The sequence below is a fragment of the Arthrobacter sp. TWP1-1 genome (assembly GCF_049897845.1).
In the GTDB taxonomy this organism is placed as follows: domain Bacteria; phylum Actinomycetota; class Actinomycetes; order Actinomycetales; family Micrococcaceae; genus Specibacter.
This window is the reverse complement of record NZ_JAFCXC010000003.1, coordinates 267353-286992: the sequence shown is the minus strand read 5'-3', so window position 1 is coordinate 286992 and position 19640 is coordinate 267353. Positions and strand designations below refer to the sequence as shown.

General features: G+C 60.4%; 20 protein-coding genes. 17 read left to right on the top strand and 3 right to left on the bottom strand.

Going from position 1 to position 19640, the window contains the following annotated elements:
- Window positions 1-966 (top strand): carbohydrate ABC transporter permease, encoded by a 966-nt coding sequence (locus ACP7B9_RS07760; RefSeq protein WP_425862254.1) that lies wholly within the window; start codon window positions 1-3, stop codon window positions 964-966.
- Window positions 963-1799: a carbohydrate ABC transporter permease gene (locus ACP7B9_RS07755; protein ID WP_425862252.1), complete on the top strand. Its 837-nt coding sequence runs from the start codon at window positions 963-965 to the stop codon at window positions 1797-1799. The genes ACP7B9_RS07760 and ACP7B9_RS07755 overlap by 4 nt, the downstream gene beginning before the upstream one ends.
- A gap of 198 nt (window positions 1800-1997) precedes the next feature.
- On the opposite strand, the gene ACP7B9_RS07750 is transcribed toward ACP7B9_RS07755, so the two are convergent.
- From ACP7B9_RS07750 to ACP7B9_RS07740, 3 genes are all read right to left on the bottom strand, one after another.
- On the bottom strand, window positions 1998-2705 hold the full coding sequence (locus tag ACP7B9_RS07750) for a response regulator (protein WP_425862250.1): 708 nt from the start codon (window positions 2703-2705) through the stop codon (window positions 1998-2000).
- 5 nt (window positions 2706-2710) lie between these two features.
- Complete coding sequence (locus ACP7B9_RS07745) at window positions 2711-4018, bottom strand: sensor histidine kinase (RefSeq protein WP_425862248.1); 1308 nt, start codon at window positions 4016-4018, stop codon at window positions 2711-2713.
- An 87-nt stretch (window positions 4019-4105) separates the two neighbouring features.
- Entirely contained in the window at window positions 4106-5581 is a 1476-nt protein-coding gene (locus ACP7B9_RS07740) for an SDR family oxidoreductase (protein WP_425862246.1), read from the bottom strand.
- Between the two features lie 84 nt (window positions 5582-5665).
- Between ACP7B9_RS07740 and ACP7B9_RS07735 the strand changes: the two genes are divergently transcribed.
- The 15 genes from ACP7B9_RS07735 to ACP7B9_RS07665 all read left to right on the top strand — a co-directional run bounded on the left by ACP7B9_RS07735 (window position 5666) and on the right by ACP7B9_RS07665 (window position 19387).
- Entirely contained in the window at window positions 5666-6184 is a 519-nt protein-coding gene (locus ACP7B9_RS07735; protein ID WP_425862244.1) for a MarR family winged helix-turn-helix transcriptional regulator, read from the top strand.
- Between the two features lie 108 nt (window positions 6185-6292).
- Entirely contained in the window at window positions 6293-7351 is a 1059-nt protein-coding gene (locus ACP7B9_RS07730) for a polyprenyl synthetase family protein (RefSeq protein ID WP_425862242.1), read from the top strand.
- Window positions 7352-7353: 2 nt separating this feature from the next.
- Window positions 7354-8253 carry a phytoene/squalene synthase family protein gene (locus ACP7B9_RS07725; protein ID WP_425862240.1) on the top strand — a complete coding sequence of 300 codons (900 nt, stop codon included), beginning with the start codon at window positions 7354-7356 and terminating at the stop codon, window positions 8251-8253.
- Window positions 8254-8327: 74 nt separating this feature from the next.
- Window positions 8328-9944 (top strand): phytoene desaturase family protein, encoded by a 1617-nt coding sequence (crtI, locus tag ACP7B9_RS07720; RefSeq protein WP_425862238.1) that lies wholly within the window; start codon window positions 8328-8330, stop codon window positions 9942-9944.
- The gene (locus ACP7B9_RS07715; protein ID WP_425862236.1) at window positions 9941-10285 is read left to right on the top strand and encodes a lycopene cyclase domain-containing protein; all 345 of its coding nucleotides are present in this window, start codon (window positions 9941-9943) and stop codon (window positions 10283-10285) included. The genes crtI and ACP7B9_RS07715 overlap by 4 nt, the downstream gene beginning before the upstream one ends.
- A complete protein-coding gene (locus ACP7B9_RS07710) occupies window positions 10282-10590 on the top strand; it encodes a lycopene cyclase domain-containing protein (RefSeq protein ID WP_425862234.1) in 309 nt (102 codons plus the stop codon). Before ACP7B9_RS07715 ends, ACP7B9_RS07710 begins: the two co-directional genes overlap by 4 nt.
- Window positions 10587-11441 carry a prenyltransferase gene (locus ACP7B9_RS07705; RefSeq protein ID WP_425862233.1) on the top strand — a complete coding sequence of 285 codons (855 nt, stop codon included), beginning with the start codon at window positions 10587-10589 and terminating at the stop codon, window positions 11439-11441. The genes ACP7B9_RS07710 and ACP7B9_RS07705 overlap by 4 nt, the downstream gene beginning before the upstream one ends.
- A gap of 67 nt (window positions 11442-11508) precedes the next feature.
- Window positions 11509-12888, top strand: coding sequence for a cryptochrome/photolyase family protein (locus tag ACP7B9_RS07700; RefSeq protein ID WP_425862231.1), 1380 nt, complete (start codon window positions 11509-11511; stop codon window positions 12886-12888).
- A gap of 56 nt (window positions 12889-12944) precedes the next feature.
- On the top strand, window positions 12945-14027 hold the full coding sequence (locus tag ACP7B9_RS07695) for a 3-isopropylmalate dehydrogenase (RefSeq protein ID WP_425862229.1): 1083 nt from the start codon (window positions 12945-12947) through the stop codon (window positions 14025-14027).
- 170 nt (window positions 14028-14197) lie between these two features.
- The gene (locus ACP7B9_RS07690; RefSeq protein ID WP_425862228.1) at window positions 14198-15310 is read left to right on the top strand and encodes a branched-chain amino acid aminotransferase; all 1113 of its coding nucleotides are present in this window, start codon (window positions 14198-14200) and stop codon (window positions 15308-15310) included.
- A 277-nt stretch (window positions 15311-15587) separates the two neighbouring features.
- On the top strand, window positions 15588-16040 hold the full coding sequence (locus ACP7B9_RS07685; RefSeq protein ID WP_425862226.1) for a hypothetical protein: 453 nt from the start codon (window positions 15588-15590) through the stop codon (window positions 16038-16040).
- A 269-nt stretch (window positions 16041-16309) separates the two neighbouring features.
- Window positions 16310-16765 (top strand): DUF2690 domain-containing protein, encoded by a 456-nt coding sequence (locus ACP7B9_RS07680; RefSeq protein WP_425862224.1) that lies wholly within the window; start codon window positions 16310-16312, stop codon window positions 16763-16765.
- A gap of 48 nt (window positions 16766-16813) precedes the next feature.
- A complete protein-coding gene (locus ACP7B9_RS07675; RefSeq protein ID WP_425862222.1) occupies window positions 16814-17323 on the top strand; it encodes an RNA polymerase sigma factor in 510 nt (169 codons plus the stop codon).
- A gap of 1 nt (window position 17324) precedes the next feature.
- On the top strand, window positions 17325-18542 hold the full coding sequence (locus ACP7B9_RS07670) for a hypothetical protein (RefSeq protein WP_425862220.1): 1218 nt from the start codon (window positions 17325-17327) through the stop codon (window positions 18540-18542).
- Window positions 18543-18610: 68 nt separating this feature from the next.
- Complete coding sequence (locus tag ACP7B9_RS07665) at window positions 18611-19387, top strand: fumarylacetoacetate hydrolase family protein (protein WP_425862218.1); 777 nt, start codon at window positions 18611-18613, stop codon at window positions 19385-19387.
- Window positions 19388-19640: the final 253 nt, after the last annotated feature.

Sequence of the window (19640 nt, the reverse complement as noted above, 5' to 3'; positions counted from 1 at the left end):
GTGGCACTCAACGCTGAGCAGGAAGTGGTGCGCGGGCGCAAGTCCGCCAGCGCACCACCGCAGACCCCTTATCCCCGAAAGAAGCGGTTCAATTCTAGGACTGCCCTGACCATGCTGGCCTTCATGGCGCCGGCAGCGATTTTCGTGGGTATCTTCATCTACTATCCAATGATTTCGGGTAGCCAGATGGCGTTCCGGAATTGGAACCTCAATGACCTTTCAGATACCTCATGGGTGGGATGGGGCAACTTTGTTGCACTGTTCGAAAACCCCGAATTTGGCACCATCGTCCGCAACACCGTTGTCTGGGTGGTGGGCTCGCTTGTCCCGCAAGTAATCATTGGCTTCGCGCTGGCGTTGTTCCTCAAGCGAAAGTTCAGGTTCCGCGGCGTCTATCAGGCGTTCATCTTCTTCCCCTGGGCCGTGTCCGGGTTCCTGATCGGCATGCTGTTCCGGTGGATGTTCAACGCCGAATTTGGTGTTGTCAACGATCTGCTCATGAAGGCCGGACTCATCCAGAGCCCCATCCCGTGGCTGGCCGAACCTGGCTTTGCCATGACGGCCATCATCGTTGCCAACATTTGGTACGGCGTGACGTTCTTCGCCATCATGATCCTTGCGGCCCTGCAATCGGTCTCGGATGAGATGTATGAGGCAGCCGCGATCGACGGTGCCGGCAAGATCCGTACGTTCTTCAACATCACGCTGCCTGCCATCTCCGTGACACTGGGGCTGACCATCTTGCTGCGCATCATCTGGATCTTCAACTTCCCGGACGTCATCTGGGCTATGACAGGCGGCGGACCGGCCGACCAGACTCACATCATCACCACCTACATGATCAAAATTACGCAGGAGGGTGACTATGGCCAGGCGTCGGCGCTGGGCTTGATTGTTGTCTTGACGCTCATGTTGTTTGCCGCGTTCTACCTGATGGCCGTGCGTCCACGAAAGGCCAACCGATGATCAACAAAGAAACTACGCTGGCCCGGACCAGCAAATTCATCTTCCTGGGCATCTGCCTGATCGTGACGATCTTCCCGTTGTATTGGATCGTCATCACATCCCTGAAGGCGCCCGGAACCATCTATTCGCTGCCGCTGGACTACTGGCCCAAGGAAATCTCCTTCGAGAACTACGTTGGGCTATTCACGAAGTCCGACTTTGGACGGTACATGGTCAACAGCCTGCTGGTGGCAACCATCGCGGCCACCGTGGCCACGCTCATCTCCCTGCTCTCGGCCTATGTCCTGGCACGGTTCCAGTTCTCCGGTCGCGGTTGGGTGTTGGGAGCTTTCCTGCTGACCCAGATGATCCCCGGATTCATCGCCCTTGGTCCGCTGTATATGATGATGACCAAGTTCGATCTGGTCGATTCCAAAACCGGCTTGATCCTCGTCTACATCGCCGTCTGCATCCCGTTCTGCACCATCATGCTGCGTGGCTTCTTCGAAAACGTCCCGGATGCGCTGGAGGAGGCCGCCATGATCGATGGCTGTTCACGCCTCAGCGCACTCTTCCGCGTTCTGGTGCCCGTCATGATGCCCGGTATCGCAGCCAGCTTCATCTTCAACTTCGTCAACTGCTGGAACGAACTGTTCCTGTCCGTGACGTTGATGAACAGCGACGAGAACAAGACCATCCCCACGGCGCTCGCAGGATTCATCTCCAGCTTCAACATCGACTGGGGCTCCATGTCCGCAGCCGCCGTGCTAACCGTGGTGCCGACCCTGGTGATCTTTGCTTTCGCCAGCAAGTTCATTGTCCAGGGCCTGACGGCAGGAGCAGTGAAGGGCTAATCTCCCCTCTAGACGCTCCTTCACTTACGGGGCTTAATGTGCGAACGCTCCTGCAGTCACTGCAGGAGCGTTCGCACATTAAGCCCCACTTCTGAAGGAGCGATCGTCAATTAGGCCCCGTAAGTGAAGGAGCGTTGGGGTGGAGTGGTTTGGGTTGGGAGGGTGGGGTTGGGTGAGGTGGAGGCGGGAGGGGAGGTGCTAGCGCGGGGTGACTATGCCCGTCTCGTAGGCGATCACCACTACCTGCACACGATCGCGAGCGTTGAGCTTGGCGAGGATGTGGCCAACATGTGTCTTGACGGTGGCCTCGGAAACGAACAATTGCCGGGCGATCTCGGGATTCGAGAGACCATTGGCAATGAGCACAAAGACCTCATGTTCACGCCCCGTGAGGCTCGCGACCGCCGCCGTGTGGGCGTCGTTGGCCGGGCTCGGAGCCGAAAGCATGGGCGCCACATGATCGAGCAGGCGTCGGGTGGTGGACGGCGCAATCACGGCGTCACCGGCGAACACTGTTCGGATGGCGCCCAGCAGTTCCTCGGGCGGAGCATCCTTGAGCAGGAAACCGCTGGCCCCGGCCTGAATGGCGGCCAGCGCGTATTCGTCCAGATCAAAGGTTGTCAGGACAACAATTTTCAGCTCTGCAAGCCATGACCCCGCTGGGGCCGCCTTGGTCCGTTCCATGAGCTTGCGCGTGGTTTCCAGTCCGTCCATGCCGGGCATGCGCACGTCCATGAGAATCACATCAGCGGCGGTTGCCGAGAGCCCCGCCAGGGCCTCGATGCCATTGCCGGCCTGCAAGACAACGCTGAGATCCGGCTGGGAATTGATCAGCATGCCCAGGCCCGAGCGGACCAGCTGCTGATCGTCCACGAGGGCGACGCGGATGGGTGAAGAAGATGTCATAAGGGTTAGTTCTCCGTGTAGGGGATGAAGGCCGTGATGCCGAAGCCGCCGCCGGCCAGCGGGCCGGCCGAAAGGCTGCCATCGTAAAGTTTGACTCGCTCAGCCATGCCACGCAGGCCGTTTCCGCCGCCTGCGCTGGACTGCGCGGCATCAGCCTCCGTCGAGACGAGAGTGGCAGGAGTGGTGGCACTCGAGCTTCCACGTCCGGCCGGCAGGGGCACGGTGAGAATGCCCGCCGTCGAAAGGGCTGCGGTGGCTCCGTGGCCGTCGTCTTGGACAGAAACGGTCAGGCCGCGGGCGTTCCAACTGAGGTTGACGCTGGCCTGAACCTTGGGGCCGGCATGCTTCATGACGTTTGTCAGGCCTTCCTGGACGGCGCGGTAGGCGGTCAGCTCAGCGCCCGGCGGGAGCTGACGCCTAGCCTCGCCCGTGACGCTGTAGTCAACGGGCAAGCCCGCGGCCCGGATGCCGAGCAGGAGCTCGTCAAGGTCCGTCAGTCCGGGCAGTGGGCGGGTGGAGGCTTCATCGTCACCGCGCAGCACGCCCAGCAGACGGCGCATTTCCTGCAGTGAGGTTCGGCCCGTGGCAGCGATCGTAGCCAGCGTTTCGGGCGCGATTTCTGGACTGGCCACGGCGGCGTAGCGGGCGCCGTCGGCCTGGGTGATGATGACGGAGAGTGAATGGGCAACAATGTCATGCATTTCGCGGGCAATATGGGCGCGCTCGTCGCTGGCGGCCAGTTGACGCTCATGCTGCGCCTCAATTTCCAGACGGCGGGCGCGGTCGGAAAGGGCTTGTTCACGCAAACGTTTGGTGCGCGTCAGGTCTCCGGCCGTCCAACTGAACAACACCAGCACCCAGACCATGATGATCATGACAATGCCGTAGGGGATGTCGGCCATCGAGAGGGAGGTGAGGTTGTAGAAGTACCGGGTGACCAACATGATCGCGCCAATGAGCGCCAGACCCAGTCCACCCAGACTTGCCCATCGTGGCCCGAAGGCTGCCAGAGCATACACAATGAGCGGAACGGCAATGTTGGCAGGCACCGGTGGTATATGCAGGGCCCACTGAAGAATGGCGACGCCAGCAATTAAACTTCCGGCAGGGACTGTCCGGGTCCGGCGCCAGGCTAGGGGCACAATGAGTGCCGTGGCGAATAAGCCCCTCACCACGTAATTGGAGGTGGTGTCCGTGTAGCCGCCGTCGGTCACGCTAAAAGGCATGGCCGTGAGCCACAGCACCGCCATGAGGACAAAATCCACGGCGAAACGGTGCCGGCGGAACCAGTCGTAGATGGAATGCGTGATCACACCCTTAACCTTAGGGGGCGTGGCGGCCTAGTGCCTCAGGCTGAGGGTGGAGATTCCAGTTTCCGGAGCAGTCCTGAAAGCCGGTGACTAGCGGCGGCCGCCAGCAGCGGCCGTGATCCGGCTGGCCATGCTTTTGAAAATAATCCCGTGGAACGGCAAAACCGCCAGCCAGTACAAGCGGCCCCAGAGTCCGCGCGGGAAAAAGATCGCCCGTTGACGAAATACGCTGCCGACTCCGGCCGCGTCTGGAGTCACCTCAAACTCAAGCCAGGCCCTACCTGGCACTATCATCTCTGCCCGCAGGCGGAGCAGATGGCCGCGCTCTAAGGATTCCACTCGCCACCAGTCCACGGTGTCGTTGAGCTGTAGGCGGTTGGGGCTGCGCCGTCCCCGGGCCAGGCCAGCGCCGCCGGCCAGCTTATCCATCCAGCCACGAACACTCCATGCGAATGGCAACGAGTAGTAGCCGTTTTGGCCCCCAATTCCTTCAACAACATCCCAGACCTGGCTGGCGGGAACATCAGTACTCTTACTGCGTTCATCCGTGAAGACGGTCAATCCGGCCCAATCGGGGTCGCTAGGCAGGGGTTCTGCCGGTGCACTGAGCGCGTGGGCGCCTGCCCAGGTGGTTTCAACCGCGTCAGCCTCGATCTTTTTCAGGGCAAGTTCCACCGCACGCTTGTAGCTTGTTAGTCCGCCGACGGGGTCCGGAATGTAGGCAGCAATGTCCTTTTCGGCGGCCACACATGAATGCTGCAGCGATTCAACCAGTGGTACGGCCAAGCTTCTGGGAACGGGCGTGACCAGATTGACCCATTGGGCCGCAAGCCACGGCGTCAATACGGGGAGCGGGATGATTGTTGGGCGCCGAAATCCCGCCGCTTCGGCATAGCTACGCATCATGTCGGCATAGCGCAGGACCTCCGGTCCGCCAATATCGAAGGTTCGGTTGAGCTCTGGTGGAAGCGTAATGCTACCAACGAGGTAGTGCAGATCGTCTCTAATGGCGATGGGCTGAATTTTATTCATGACCCATTTGGGGGCTGGCATCACGGGAAGAATGTCTGTGAGATGTCGGATCATTTCAAAGCTGGCCGAGCCGGAGCCAATCACCAGACCGGCCTGCAGCACCACCGTAGGAGTCCCCGATGCCATAAGAATCGCGCCGACCTCCGTGCGCGAGGCCAGATGACGGCTGAGTTCGCCTTCGGGATGGAGACCGGATAGATACACCAGGCGTTGGACGCCTTCCTCCCGGGCCGCTTGACCCAAATTGAGGGCGCACAGACGTTCAACTGTCTCGAAGTCTGCCATCGCCTTTTGCCCTCCGGACATGGAATGGATCAGATAGTAGACAACCTCGGCCCCGGTGCACAGCTCATGCGCTGTCTGAACATCCTCCATCGAACCTTCGATGATGGTGACGTGCTCGCTCCACGGAACATCCCGGAGTTTGTCTCGGTGACGGCTCAGGACCGTGACCTCATGTCCCGCCTCCAGCAGCAAGGGAATGAGCCGCCCGCCAATGTATCCGGTAGCTCCTGCAACGGCAATCCTGGTCATGTTCCTAACCTTCCGCTCGACAAAATCTATTTGTTCCACCATTATGTAGTTAGATTTTCTTATTATCAATCCATGGAGAGACGGATGAGCGATCGTCACGAAGTCCCCCAGAGGGGCAAGATGCACCAGGCCTCGGTTCTCGTGCGGCAGGTTCTTGTGCTCAACGAGGAAATGGAATTCATCATGCGCCGCGAGATGGATATCAATGAAACTGACTTTCAGGCCATGCAGCACCTCATGAAGCAACGCACCATGTCGCCTGGCGAATTGGCGAAGTTGCTGCACCTGACCCCGGCGGCCACCACAACCGTGATTGACCGCTTGGTACGCAAGGGGCATGTCCAGCGAGCCCCTCATCCAACCGACAGGCGGCGTTGGCTCATTAGCCCTAGCGAAGACTCTGTTCGCGAGGCCATGGAGAAACTTATGCCGATGATTCTGGAGGTGGATGAAAAAGTCCGCGGCTATGACGACGCTGAACAGGCAGCGATAGTCGACTTCCTTGGCGCCGTGGTTGGCTCCATGAATAGCCGTATCACGGCACTGCAGAACTCCAACCCTGGGCCGGGAGGTCCAACGGAACCCAGCAACGTTGAAAGGTGAGATGCGATGACGTCAACCAAGCAAAGCCACAACCCCCTTCAATCGGAATATCTGACTGAGAACAATTGCAGGCACCGGACTGGGCCTGCCGGTGCGGGGGGCGGCTGCTTGCTCTGCGAGGCTGATCCGGACTGGGAAGCGTTAAGGGATCAGGTTCAGCTAACCCTCGATGAGTACTTTCAGGGCCAAGAGAAACGCGCCCGCAATTACTCGGCGGCTTTTAGCGATTTGTGGGCCAAAATGGCCCGAACCACTAAGGGTGGCAAGTGGATGCGGCCCCGATTGGTGTACATCACGTACTCGGCCTTTGGTGGAGGTGACACGAGGGCGTGTGGGGAGATGGCGGCAGCCTTCGAGATCCTCCACGCTGCCCTTCTGGTGCACGACGACGTTATTGACAGGGACTTCATCCGTCGGGGCGCTGCAACGATTGGTGCCGGATACCGTGACATGGCCTCGACTCTCGGACGAAATCTTGCCGATGCCGAACACGCCGGTTTTTCTGCGTCCATAATTGCTGGCGATCTGCTGCTGACAGGTGCTCTGCGTTTGGCCACGTCGGCATCGATGGGCCATCGCCACAACGTTACGATCCTTGAAACCATGCATGAGGCAATTTTTGCTGCGGCTGCCGGTGAACTTGATGATCTGTTGTTCTCTCTCGGAGACACCAACGCTCAGTTACCCGAGGTCCTGAAGATGGAACGGCTAAAAACGGCCGTGTACTCCTTTGAAATGCCGTTGCGCGCTGGGGCTTTGTTGGCCGGGCAAACACTAGAGACCGCTGACGCGCTGGCGGCAGTCGGGCGCGACATTGGCACTGCCTACCAGATCATCGACGATGTATTGGGAACGTTCGGTGACGCAGCTGAGACCGGGAAATCCATCGATTCGGACCTGAGGGAAGGCAAGCGGACCATTTTGACGACCTTCGCCGCGGAGGCAGAGGAATTCACAGCCGTTGTGGAATCGTTTCGTGGTGGACGTGTGGACGCAGATGCCGTCCGGGATGTCCTGCGCAATTTGGGGGCCGAAAAATTTGCGGTAGGGCTAGCACAATCGCTTGTTTCCGACGCACTGGACAGAGCCCAGGATCTGGCCCTGCCGGCATTGCTATACGCCGAACTTTCCGACATTTGCGATTACGTACTGATGAGGAGGAGCTGACCATGGGAATCGACCCGCTGGGCCACTACTCTGACACCGCCACTCGAAGTGCTGGCGTAGTCATAGGGAGCTATTCGACGTCATTCGGGCTCGCTTGCTGGATTCTAGGAGCCAAAGAGCGTCGACACGTCGAAAATATCTATGCTCTGGTTCGGGTAGCCGATGAGGTGGTTGATGGGGCTGCTGCTGCTGCCGGGCTCGACGCGGACGCAGTCTGCTGGCAGCTCGATAATTTGGAACAGGAGACGGAGCGGGGCATGGAATGTGGGTACAGCACTAACATGGTGGTCCACGCCTTCGCCCTGACTGCCCGCGCAACCGGGATTGACACGAAGCTGACCAAACCATTTTTTGAGTCGATGCGAACTGACGTGCACAAAACCCTACATTCGCCGGAAACACTGACTGAGTACATTTATGGCTCAGCAGAGGTGGTGGGGCTGATGTGCCTACAAGTATTCAAGGTCATGAAAGGCGCCAAAGCAGGCCATGATGCGGAACTAGCCCATTCTGCTCGCAGCTTGGGTGCTGCCTTTCAAAAGGTGAACTTTCTCCGGGATCTTGGTGCCGACAGCGCTGATCTTGGACGATATTATTTCCCTGGACTTGACCCGGCGGCCTTCAACGAAATGCATAAACGGGAACTTCTCGATGAAATTCGTCAGGACCTTTCTGCCGCCCGCGCAGGAATGGTCTATCTGGCCCCGGCTGCTCGACGCGCGGTGCGGCTTGCCCATGATCTGTTTCTTGCACTCGTTGAAAGAATCGAACGAGTTCCTGCCCAGGAACTGGTGCAGGGGCGAGTGCGAGTTCCCGGCTGGCACAAGGCCTACATCGCCTTGAAGGTCTTCACAGGAGCTAGTGCCGGAGGCAACGCACTGCCGAGGGAAGTTCTCCGATGAGTAAAAAGTTGAGCAGAAACGGAACAACGTTCCGGACGTCGAGGCGGGGGCCCAGATCGGAGGAGAACCGGTCCATGGGTCAATCCTGCGTCGTCATTGGTGGTGGAATATCAGGCTTGGCCACGGCTGCATTACTAGCCCAAGATGGGAACACCGTCACCATCTTGGAAAAGGAGCCGCAAGTGGGAGGCCGCGCAGGCCGGTGGGAACGCCATGGCTTCACTTTTGACACCGGTCCCAGCTGGTACCTCATGCCCGAGGTGATCGACCACTGGTTCAAACTCATGGGAACCAGCACCGCAACAGAACTGAAACTGACCCCTCTCGACCCTGCTTACAGGTTGTGGGGTAACGGCGCAGCCCACAATGTCACCGAGGTCCGCACCGGCCGTGGCGACGCCGTCGCACTTTTTGAGTCGCTGCAACAAGGTTCGGGACAGCAACTAGGCCGGTACTTGGATTCAGCGAAGATGGCCTATGACCTCGCGAAGAAACACTTCCTCTATGATCCGTTTGTTACCCTACGCGGCTTCCTCAATCCTGCGGTGCTCCGTCATGCCCCGCGGTTGGCTGCCCTTCTGACCCGGAATCTAGACAGTTTTGTGGCGGCACGTTTCACGCATCCCCTCCAGCAAAAGATCCTGGGCTACCCCGCCGTCTTCCTAGGTACCAGTCCCTACAAGGCCCCTTCGATCTACCACCTCATGAGCCATCTGGACCTGCAGGACGGGGTCCTGTATCCGCAAGGTGGGTTTGCCGCAGTCGTCGATGCCATGGAACGCGTGGCGCGGCGAGCTGGTGTGGAAATCATCACCGGCGCCACGGCAACCCAGATACTCACTGAGTCTTCGGACAGGCGGGACCGCTGTGAGGGTGTCGCATGGCGTGACTCCAACGGCGAACAACACAACATTCCTGCCAGTTTGGTGGTGGGTGCTGCCGATCTGCACCACGTAGAGACGGCACTGCTTCCCGAGCGGTTGCGCATGCACAGTGCCAAGGCTTGGGCCGAAGCGGATCCTGGCATTAGCGCCGTTCTCGTCTGCTTGGGCGTCAAGGGCACGCTGCCCGACTTGGCGCACCACAATCTTTTGTTCACCGAGGACTGGCAGGACAATTTCGCCCGGATTACCGATGGCCGGACGCTGGACAGCACCACGTCTTTGTATGTTTGCAAGCCCAGTGCCACTGATTCCACCGTGGCACCGGAGGGGAGCGAGAATCTCTTCGTGCTGATTCCCGCACCTGCCCTGACGCGGTGGGGGAAGGGCGGGTACGACGGCGCAGGGTCGCCGCAGGTTGAAAAGGTCGCCGACGCGGCTATCGCCCAGGTGGCGGCGTGGACCAATACCCCCGACCTCGCAGAACGCATTGTGGTACGGCGCAGCTATGGCCCCGCCGATTTTCAAGACAATTTTAATGCGTGGCAGGGAAGCGCTTTGGGCTTAGCTCATACCCTGCCCCAGAGCGCATTCCTTCGCCCGGGAAATTCGAACTCGAAGGTTGGTGGGCTCTACTATGCAGGAAGCTCGGTCCGTCCTGGTATTGGTGTGCCCATGTGCATGATCAGCGCCGAGATCGTTCTTAAACTGGTGCGCGGTGACAGCAGTCCTGGACCCTTGCCCGAACCGGAATTCCTCAGTGAGAGTATGGATCCCAGCAATCGCACGTCCGCGGTGGATGCGCCATGATTTATCTGACTATTCTGCTGCTCTTGCTTGGCTGTATGGTTCTGCTCGATGCACGGTGGAAACTTTTCCTTTTTGGCCGTCCGTTGGCAGCCGCGTTGGTTCTGGTTCTTGGCATGGCATTCTTCTTGACCTGGGACGTGGCGGCCATCCAGGCTGGCATCTTCCTGCACCGGGATTCAGAGCTCATGACGGGGATCATGCTTGGACCTCAACTTCCCTTGGAGGAAGGGTTCTTCCTGTTGTTCCTGTGCTACCAAACCATGATTCTCTTCACCGGTGTAGAACGCTTCCTGCGTCAAGACCGCAGACGGGGACGGAAACCAAAGGGGTGGAAGCTGTGAATTTTGCCCAGCTCAACGCCATCTTCCTTGTACTTGCCGCGCTTATCTTTGCCGCCGGCCTCTGGCGCAGCAGAAAACCGTACAACGTGGTGATAGCCGCATCGGTTTCGATCCTGGTTCTAGTGGTGCTGACGGTCATCTTCGACAACGTCATGATTGCCTCGGGACTTTTTGACTACGGAGGGCATACCCTCAATGGGCTTCGACTAGGACTTGCCCCGATCGAGGACTTCGCTTATCCCGTGGGTGGGGCGCTGCTGCTGACCGGCTTCTGGACGATGTTCACCCGGAAAGAGACCCAATGAAAAATCTGTTCATAACTTCCCGCCCGGTGTCCTGGGTGAATACGGCCTATCCCTTCGCGGCAGCATACTTCCTGGCCACGCAGAGAATTGACTGGGTTTTTGTGGTGGGAACATTTTTCTTCCTGATTCCCTACAACCTCTTGATGTACGGCATCAATGACGTCTTCGATTACGAATCGGACCTGCTCAACGCCCGCAAGGGCGGAGTGGAGGGGGCCGTCCTAGATCGCCGCCATCACCGATTTGTCCTGTGGGCCTCAGTGCTCTCCGTGGTCCCCTTCGTAACTGTGCTTGCGACTCAGGGAGGTCTACTGGCGAATGGTGTCTTGGCTGCATCGTTGTTTGCCGTTATCGCCTACAGCGCCCCACATTTGCGCCTCAAGGAGCGCCCCTTCCTTGACTCCTTGACGTCCAGCACCCATTTTGTGTCCCCGGCGCTCTATGGACTCGTGTTGGCTCAGGCCCACTTTTCGATAGGCATGTGGTCGGTGCTACTTGCGTTCTTCATTTGGGGCGTAGCTAGCCATGCCTTTGGGGCCGTTCAGGATATTGTGCCGGATCGTGAAGCAGGAATCGGCTCGATCGGCACAGTCCTGGGAGCTCGGTTAACCGTCTGGATTGCGTTGAGCGCTTACCTCGTTGCGGGAGTTTTGATGCTCTGGACTTCAGTCCCGTTGGCTGGTTTGTTGGTCTTGCCATATGTGGCCAATGCGGCGCCCTTCCTCAGGCTCACTGACACAACCTCGGCCCGAGCCAACACAGGATGGAAGCGCTTCTTGTGGCTGAACTATTTGACTGGATTCCTAGTGACGATGACCTTGATTTGGCTGGTCATGCAGAGGATACCTTGACATACGTCTGGTTTCTGCACAGCTCACGGTCCACACTGATTCACTCGCTCCAATGAAAGGTCACCTCATGAATGCTTCCATTATCTGGTTTCGCGACGACCTGCGCGTGGCCGACAATCCTGCCCTCCTCGCTGCCGCCGCTGACGGTGCGGTCGTGGCCCTCTACGTTCTCGACGAGCAATCTCAAGGGATCCGCCCCCTAGGTGGCGCCGCTAGATGGTGGCTGCATCATGCGTTGGAAGACCTGCGCAGTGACTTGCAGGAACTGGGTATCCCGCTGATCCTGCGCCGCGGGCCCGGGGCGCAAGCAGCAGAGGAACTCATCACCGCGCTGGGGGCAGATGCAATCTATTGGAACCGCCGCTATGGGGGACCGGAGCGGGAGGTCGACGCGGCCGTGAAATCCCGTGCCCTCGAGAACGCCGTTCATGCGGAAAGTTTCCAAGCCAGCCTTCTGCACGAACCCTGGACCGTCACCACCGGCGCCGGCAATCCCTACCAAGTCTTTACGCCCTTCTGGCGCTCAGTCTCCGCCCACGATTTCCGGGCACCGATGGAGCGTCCCGCCGCCGGTCGCGGTTTTACCGGCAAGCTGCCCGACGGCGACATTCTGGAAAGGTGGGCCCTGCTGCCCGTCGAACCCGACTGGGCCGGCGGACTGCGTGAAAGCTGGCGCCCCACGGCTGCTGCAGGGCACGAGTTGCTGGCCGATTTCCTCGAAGGTCCAGTGGGGGAGTACTCCGAGGAACGCGACCGGCCCGATCGCTCAGGCACCAGCCGGCTCTCGCCCTATCTGCGATGGGGACAGCTAAGCCCCTTCCAAGTGTGGGCCGCGCTCGCAGCCAAGCGCCACAGTAACGAGCTCGCCGGATCACCCGGTCCTGCCATCTTTGCCTCGGAACTCGGTTGGCGAGAATTTTGCTGGCACCAGCTCTATCACCACCCGGATCTGGCCACAGCCAATCTGCGTGGGCAGTTCGACAACTTCCCGTGGCGAACAGCCGGCCAGGACGCCTTGGCCGCCGAGCACCTGTCGGCCTGGCAGCAGGGGAGAACCGGAATTCCGTTGGTTGATGCGGGGCAACGCGAACTTTGGCATACCGGCGTCATGCACAACCGGGTGCGCATGGTCGCAGCCAGTTTTCTGATCAAGAATCTTGGCTTCGACTGGAGGATAGGTGAGCAGTGGTTTTGGGACACGTTGGTTGATGCCGACGCCGCCTCCAATCCGGCGAACTGGCAGTGGGTTGCCGGGTCCGGGGCTGACGCCGCACCCTACTTCCGCATCTTCAATCCGCTCACCCAGGCCAAGAAATTCGATCCCTCGGGGAAATACGTTGCCCGCTGGGTTCCGGAGCTTTTGACGCCGCTGTATCCGGATCCCGTCGTCGACCTGCAGGAGAGCCGCCGGACAGCATTGGAGGGTTACGCGTCCATCAAGGCGTGATCTCATAATATGAGATGCTTTGCCCATCATGTGGATGGTTTCGTTAGGCTGAATTCATGAGTGCATCGAATAACACAGCTGTTGTAGACATCGCCGTCATGGACATTGCTGTCATTGCCGGGGACGGCATTGGCCCCGAGGTCACCGCAGAGGCCGTCAAGGTCCTGAAGAAGGTTTCAGCCTCCGAGGGCCTCGGGCTGAAGCTGACCGATTACAAGCTTGGCGCCGAGCACTGGTTGGCCACCGGCGAGACGCTCCCGGACGCCACCATCGAGGCCCTGCGCGGCCACGATGCCATCCTCTTTGGCGCTGTTGGCGCGGCACCCGGGGACACCTCCATCCCGTCCGGTCTGATCGAGCGCGAAATGCTCCTCAAGCTGCGTTTCGCCCTTGATCACTATGTGAACCTGCGGCCCTCGTTCCTGTACGACGGCGTTGCCTCACCCCTGGCGAACCCCGGCACCATCGATTTCATTGTGGTCCGCGAAGGCACCGAGGGGCCATATGTTGGCAACGGTGGCGTGCTGCGCAAGGGCACTCCGCAGGAGATCGCCACGGAGGTTTCTGTAAACACCGCCTACGGCGTTGAGCGCGTGGTGCGTGACGGTTTCCGCCGTGCCAGCGAACGCCCCCGCAAAAAGCTCACCTACGTTCACAAGCACAACGTGCTGGTCTATGCGGGCCACCTCTGGAAGCGCACGGTCGAGGCCGTAGCCGCCGAATTCCCGGACGTCAGCGTTGACTACCTGCACGTGGATGCGGCCATGATCTTCCTCGTCACGGACCCGGCACGCTTCGATGTCATCGTCACTGACAACCTCTTTGGCGACATTGTCACCGACCTGGCTGCGGCTGTTACCGGAGGCATCGGCCTGGCCGCCTCTGGCAACATCAACATGGACCGTACCGCGCCGTCCATGTTTGAGCCGGTCCACGGCTCGGCTCCGGACATTGCCGGCCAGCAAAAAGCAGATCCGACGGCGGCCATCCTTTCGGCCGCGCTGTTGCTGAACCACCTGGGCCACAGCGATGCCGCTGGGAAGATCGAGGCGGCCGTTGCCGCCGATATTTCCACCCGTGACGCCGCGTCACCTCGGGCGACCAGCGCCGTCGGTGACGCAATCGCGGCGGCGCTTTAACGGCGTCGCACATCAATAGAGGACACTCTGGCGCCGCGGCCCGCCAGCCCGGCGATTGGCTGGGCGGCGGCGGGAGTAGGCTTGAGTGTATTGATAATGAGTGCGCGACGGGGCCGATCAATTTCGTGGCCGTTCCGACACTCAACAGGGCATACAAATGTGGAGGAAGCATGACCCAGATCGCCAATGAGCTGAGCTTTTCGCAGACGCTGAACGAGAACCCGACGTCCGTCACCGAGCGGGACGCCATTTTGGCCAACCCGGGCTTTGGCGATTACTTCACGGATCACACGGCCGTCGTGGACTTCAAGGTCGATGCGAACGGTGACGGCGGATGGCAGAACGCTCGCATTGAGCCGTACGGCCCCATCCTCATGGACCCGGCCGCCGCGGTTCTGCACTATGGCCAGGAAATCTTCGAGGGCATGAAGGCTTACCGCCACGCGGACGGTTCCATCTGGACGTTCCGGGCCGATGCCAACGCCGCCCGCCTGAATGCTTCGGCACGCCGCTTGGCCCTGCCCGAACTTCCAGTCGAGACGTTCCTGGAATCACTGCGCCAGCTCGTTTCCATCGACCAGGATTGGGTCCCCACCAACGACGGCGACGCCCTGTACCTGCGCCCGTTCATGATTGCCACGGAGGCGTTCTTGGGTGTCCGCCCGGCCCGCGAGGTGTCCTACCGTGTCATCGCCTCGCCCGCCGGCAACTACTTCGGTGGCGAGCTCAAGCCCGTTTCCATCTGGCTCACCACCACCTTTGCCCGCGCCGGCGAAGGCGGAACCGGTGAGGCCAAGTGCGGCGGCAACTATGCTGCATCGCTCGCGGCTCAGATGGAAGCCGAAGCCAACGGTTGCAAGCAGGTCCTGTTCCTTGACCCGCACAACGACAACGCGGTTGAAGAGCTCGGCGGCATGAACATCTTCTTCGTCTTCAAGGACGGAACGCTGGTCACCCCCGAACTCAACGGCCACATCCTGCACGGCATCACCCGCTCCTCGGTCATGCAGCTCGCGGCCGATCGCGGAATGCAGGTTCAGGAACGCAAGATCACGATCGATGAATGGCGTGAAGGCGTTGCCGCCGGAGACATCACCGAGGTCTTCGCCTGTGGCACCGCCGCTGTCATCACCCCGATCGGCGAGCTCAAGACGGCCGAGGGCACCATCGGCTCGCCCGCCGACGGCATCGGCGAGGTCACGAACGCTATCCGCGAGCAGCTCGTGGGCATCCAGACCGGCGTGGTCGAGGATCTGCACGGCTGGCTGACCCGCCTGGCGTAACTTCTCGGCAGCCGCTGATCGAGATTGTTAGCCGCTGATCGAGCTTGTCGAGATCCGCGCACGTTCCCCCTTTTCGCACCTGTCCGTAGGTGCGCGAAAGGCGGGGACGTGCGCGGATTTGTTTAAGTACGACGGCGGATCGCTCACCAGCCGCTGTGGTCGCCACGGAAATTAGTTTCAGAAAACTGTAACGTATGTCACCAATCCGGAAACTACCCCTGCATAGCGGCCTTTTGACCGTGCGAAGTTATCAAACTGAGCAGCAGGAGGATCAATCATGTGGAAGCGAAAAGCAGTAGCGGGACTTGTATTGGCAGGTGGAATGGTGCTGGCGCAGACCGCGGGGGCGCAGGCGGCCCCGGCGCAGCACCCACTCGAAGGTACCGACCCGCTCACCACGGGCTGCAACGTCGGCGCCTACGTGGTCAAGGCGTGGGACATCTTCAACGTTGTCTATGGCGAGGTTCAGGGCCTGGCCCAGCTGGTTTACTCACCGTCGTGTGGCACCAACTGGGTCAACGTCTACGGGTTTACCGCGGGCAATAACTATTCCGTCGTCATCTCCAACAACTACAACGGCGGTGGATTCGACGCTTCCGCTGGCGGCGGCGGCAGTGCTGCCACGCTCCAGACCTACGCGCCCGGCGACACGTGTGTGACTGTGGACTGGAGTGTGCAGGACATTGCAACAGGCAACGGTGAAGGCAGTGGCCGCAGCCTGATTTGCTGACACGCCTGGCGTAATTCTTGGCAGTCGCCGATCGAGTTTGTCGAGATCCGCGCTCGTCCCCCCTTCGCACATGTTCGTAGCTGCGCGAAAGGCGTGGACGGGCGCGGATTTGTTTAAGCCCGACGGCGGACGCCAACCTCATGCGCCCACGGCGCCATGGAAATTCTTTTCACAAAAATGTAACGTGAGTCACCAATTCGGAAACTACCTGTGTATGGCGGCCTTTTGACCGTGCGAAGTCATAAAACTGAGCAACAGGAGGAAAAATCATGTGGAAGCGAAAAGCAGTAGCGGCACTTGTTTTGGCAGGCGGCATGATGCTGACGCAGACCGTGGGGGCGCAAGCAGCCCCTGCCCAGCACCCGCTCAACGGCACCGACCCCACTGAGACCGGCTGCAACGTCGGCGCCTATGTGGTGAAGTCTTGGGACATGCTTAACCCCGTGTACAACGAGGTGCAGGGAAAGGCGCAGCTGGTTTACTCGCCGAAGTGCGGCACAAACTGGGTCAACGTTTACGGGTTCACGACCGGCTACACCTACACGGTCTTCATGCACGCCAAGGCGGAGGGCAGCTGGTTCTTTGACACTACTGTCGATGCCGGCGACAGCGCCGCGACCTTGCAGACATACGCGCCCGGCAGCACCTGCGTGGAGGTGTCGTGGCACATCAAGAATTCGACCAGCCTGTTCCGCGAAGCGTGGGGCACCAGTACGATCTGCTGAACAAGGGCAATCGGGCTTTTGAACCAGGACTACGGATGGAGGGATCCGGTGACACTGACACGGCAGGACAGCTTTCTAGCTTTGCATGAGGCGTTCAAACCGCGCGTGCTCGGCTATGTCAGGCGCCGGATTTCCTCCGACCAAACGGCGGAGGAAATCGCCGCAGATGTATTCCGCATCGCGTGGCAAAAGAGGGAGAGCGATCCTGATCCCTCCATCGGCTGGCTGCTGAATGTGGCCCGGAACCTGATCGGCAACGAGTACCGGAGCCGGGCCCGCACCGTGCAACTGCAGGACCGGCTCAGAGACAGTGAGGCGGTCAAGTGCCAGGGCGGCGATGACGACGGCGCACGGGGCACCATCGCGGCAGCATTGGGGCGGCTGCGGGAAAAGGACCGGGAGATCCTGCAATTGATGTATTGGGAAGAGCTGACCTTGGCGGAGGTCGCCCAGGTCCTTTCCTGCAAGGAAGCCACCGCAAGGGTCCGGCTGCACCGGGCCCGCAAATCATTTGAAAAGGCGCTGCCTCAGCAGTTACGCCCGACAGGGAAGGACTGAGATGGACCCCATCGAATCGATGCTTCGAAGCATCAATCCTGTTCCCGACGAGTCTGTGAGCATGACGCCTGGGCTGCCACCGGGGCTGGTTCTCGCGGAGGAATCCGATGCCCGCACCGGACACCGGGATTCCGCCGGCACCTCCCGCGCACGTACACCGGTATTCGCCAAGACACGGGCCATGGCCCTCGCAGTAGCCGCCGTGGTCCTCATCGCTGCGGCAGGCATCTTTGGTGTCCTGGCCCAGGGCATGTTGAAGCCGCAGCCTGCCGCTCCAACGCTCCTGCCCTCGCCAAGTTCGACGGCGGAACCCACCCCGACAGTCACACCGCAGCCTTCCCCAACACCTTCGCCAAGCGCGACGTCGGGCCATCCTCCCACCGACCCGACAACCGGAGCGGCCTGCCTGTTCCGCAACGTCTTGACCAGAGGGGTGGCCGGTCAGATACCGCGCAACATGGAAACTTACTCAGGCGACTTCAACGTGCTCGGCTGCACCGACTACATGCTGGCATTTGAACTGACGGACACCGGCTACCAGCGGCTTCTGGCTCAAGGGGAAGGGGAGGGCGCCTTCGGGACTATCTACATTGCTCGGTTCAACGTCGATGGCTACGTCTACGACCCAGAGGTGGCGCTCTCTGGCTGGGCGGCCTTAGAACCCCTCGACGGCACGATGGAGGAAAAGGCAGTAGAAATGGACAGAGTGGTGCTGGAGGAACTGAACGTCATGCCGATCCATCGACCGGCGCTAGTGGGTGGGCCGCCGGCCAGCCCCGACGCAGCCCCCGCAATCTCCTTCCCACCGGCGGATGACCCGAACAGAAGCCCGGCGTGCAGCATCGCACAGATGACAACCGTAGGAGGCTCCGAGGACTGGATCGTGAAGGACCTTGCGGCCCACAAGGAGAATTACCAGGTGGCGCACTGTTTGGGAGGCTGGTTGGCCTTCGAACTCAGCGACACCGGCCACCAGAGTTGGTTCGACGACACCCAGACCAGCGGTCAGGTCCATGAAGGCAGCGATTCTTTCTACTTCGCGGAGTTCAGCGTCAATACCTACGATTTCACGCCGGGGACGTCCGTGCCAGGGTGGGCATCCCGCCAGGGACCCGGTGTCACCCCGGAGTCCATGATCGAATCCATGGAGGCGGACCTGGAGGCGGTGGGAATTCCGGCTAGGTTCCGGCTGGGGTTGGTGGGCGAGCCGCCGGAGTGATTGCTTCTCCGCGGCGGATGGTGGCTTCGAGGCTCGCCAACCGCGACGGAGCCGATACACTGATTCCCATGCGTATAGCCCGATTTGTTGTAGATAATGACCCCATGTACGGCATTGTGGAAGGAGCCCCCGGCAGTGAATTTGTCACTGTTATCAAGGGTGACCCCTTCTTCAACGGAGTAGAACGGACCAGCATCAAGCACGCGCTGGTAGATGTGCGCCTCGTCGCTCCCATCATCCCGCGCAGCAAGGTGATCGGCGTTGGCCGTAACTTCGCAGATCATGCCCGTGAATTGGGTAACGAGGTTCCGGAAAGCCCGTTGCTGTTCCTCAAGCCCAACACCTCCGTGGTCGGTCCCAACGAGCCGATCATCTTGCCCGAGTTCTCCGAGGAAGTCTCCTACGAAGCAGAGCTGTGTGTGGTTATTGGCCGCATCTGCAAGGACGTTCCCGAGTCCCGTGTCGACGAGGTCGTCTTCGGCTACACCTGCGGCAACGACCTCACAGCCCGCGACGTCCAGGCCAGCGACGGCCAGTGGGCCCGCGCCAAGGGCTTTGACACCGCAGCGCCGCTGGGCCCGTGGATCGAAACCGATCTTGACCCCGATGACCTCGACATCAAGGGCTGGCTCAACGGCGAACTTCGCCAGGATGGCAACACCAACCAGATGGTCCGCAGCGTCCGCGAACTCGTCTCTCTCGTCTCGCACGCGTTCACCCTGCTGCCGGGCGACGTCATCATGACCGGCACGCCCGCCGGCGTTGACCTGCTCACCGAAGGCGATCGTTACGACGTCGAAATCGAGGGCATCGGCCGTCTCTCCAACCCGGTCGTCCGCCGCTAATCCCCAGCCGCTCCCAGAACTCGCAAGCTCGTTCCGGGGCCCTCGTGGCCGTGGGCCCAATCCGAAGAGCGGCCCGGGTGCCGCCGTCGTCAGTCCCCACCCGTTCCCTAGCGTTGTTCCTCAGTCAGGGAACCCTGCGGGCGTGGGCCCAGACGGCGGCACAGCAGTTTTACGTTAGATGAGAGTTGGGCCGGGGGAGGGCTGTGCAGAAGTGACAACTTTAGTTGGATGTGGCTGCACCGGGGGGATATTT

Coding starts and splice junctions, on each gene's coding strand:
- ACP7B9_RS07680 (WP_425862224.1), top strand. CDS start 16,310: ATGTGGAAGCGAAAAGCAGTAGCGGCACTTGTTTTGGCAGGCGGCATG.
- ACP7B9_RS07725 (WP_425862240.1), top strand. CDS start 7,354: ATGGGAATCGACCCGCTGGGCCACTACTCTGACACCGCCACTCGAAGT.
- ACP7B9_RS07690 (WP_425862228.1), top strand. CDS start 14,198: ATGACCCAGATCGCCAATGAGCTGAGCTTTTCGCAGACGCTGAACGAG.
- ACP7B9_RS07735 (WP_425862244.1), top strand. CDS start 5,666: ATGAGCGATCGTCACGAAGTCCCCCAGAGGGGCAAGATGCACCAGGCC.
- ACP7B9_RS07750 (WP_425862250.1), bottom strand. CDS start 2,705: ATGACATCTTCTTCACCCATCCGCGTCGCCCTCGTGGACGATCAGCAG.
- ACP7B9_RS07665 (WP_425862218.1), top strand. CDS start 18,611: ATGCGTATAGCCCGATTTGTTGTAGATAATGACCCCATGTACGGCATT.
- crtI (WP_425862238.1), top strand. CDS start 8,328: ATGGGTCAATCCTGCGTCGTCATTGGTGGTGGAATATCAGGCTTGGCC.
- ACP7B9_RS07705 (WP_425862233.1), top strand. CDS start 10,587: ATGAAAAATCTGTTCATAACTTCCCGCCCGGTGTCCTGGGTGAATACG.
- ACP7B9_RS07740 (WP_425862246.1), bottom strand. CDS start 5,581: ATGACCAGGATTGCCGTTGCAGGAGCTACCGGATACATTGGCGGGCGG.
- ACP7B9_RS07715 (WP_425862236.1), top strand. CDS start 9,941: ATGATTTATCTGACTATTCTGCTGCTCTTGCTTGGCTGTATGGTTCTG.
- ACP7B9_RS07755 (WP_425862252.1), top strand. CDS start 963: ATGATCAACAAAGAAACTACGCTGGCCCGGACCAGCAAATTCATCTTC.
- ACP7B9_RS07670 (WP_425862220.1), top strand. CDS start 17,325: ATGGACCCCATCGAATCGATGCTTCGAAGCATCAATCCTGTTCCCGAC.
- ACP7B9_RS07695 (WP_425862229.1), top strand. CDS start 12,945: ATGAGTGCATCGAATAACACAGCTGTTGTAGACATCGCCGTCATGGAC.
- ACP7B9_RS07700 (WP_425862231.1), top strand. CDS start 11,509: ATGAATGCTTCCATTATCTGGTTTCGCGACGACCTGCGCGTGGCCGAC.
- ACP7B9_RS07685 (WP_425862226.1), top strand. CDS start 15,588: ATGTGGAAGCGAAAAGCAGTAGCGGGACTTGTATTGGCAGGTGGAATG.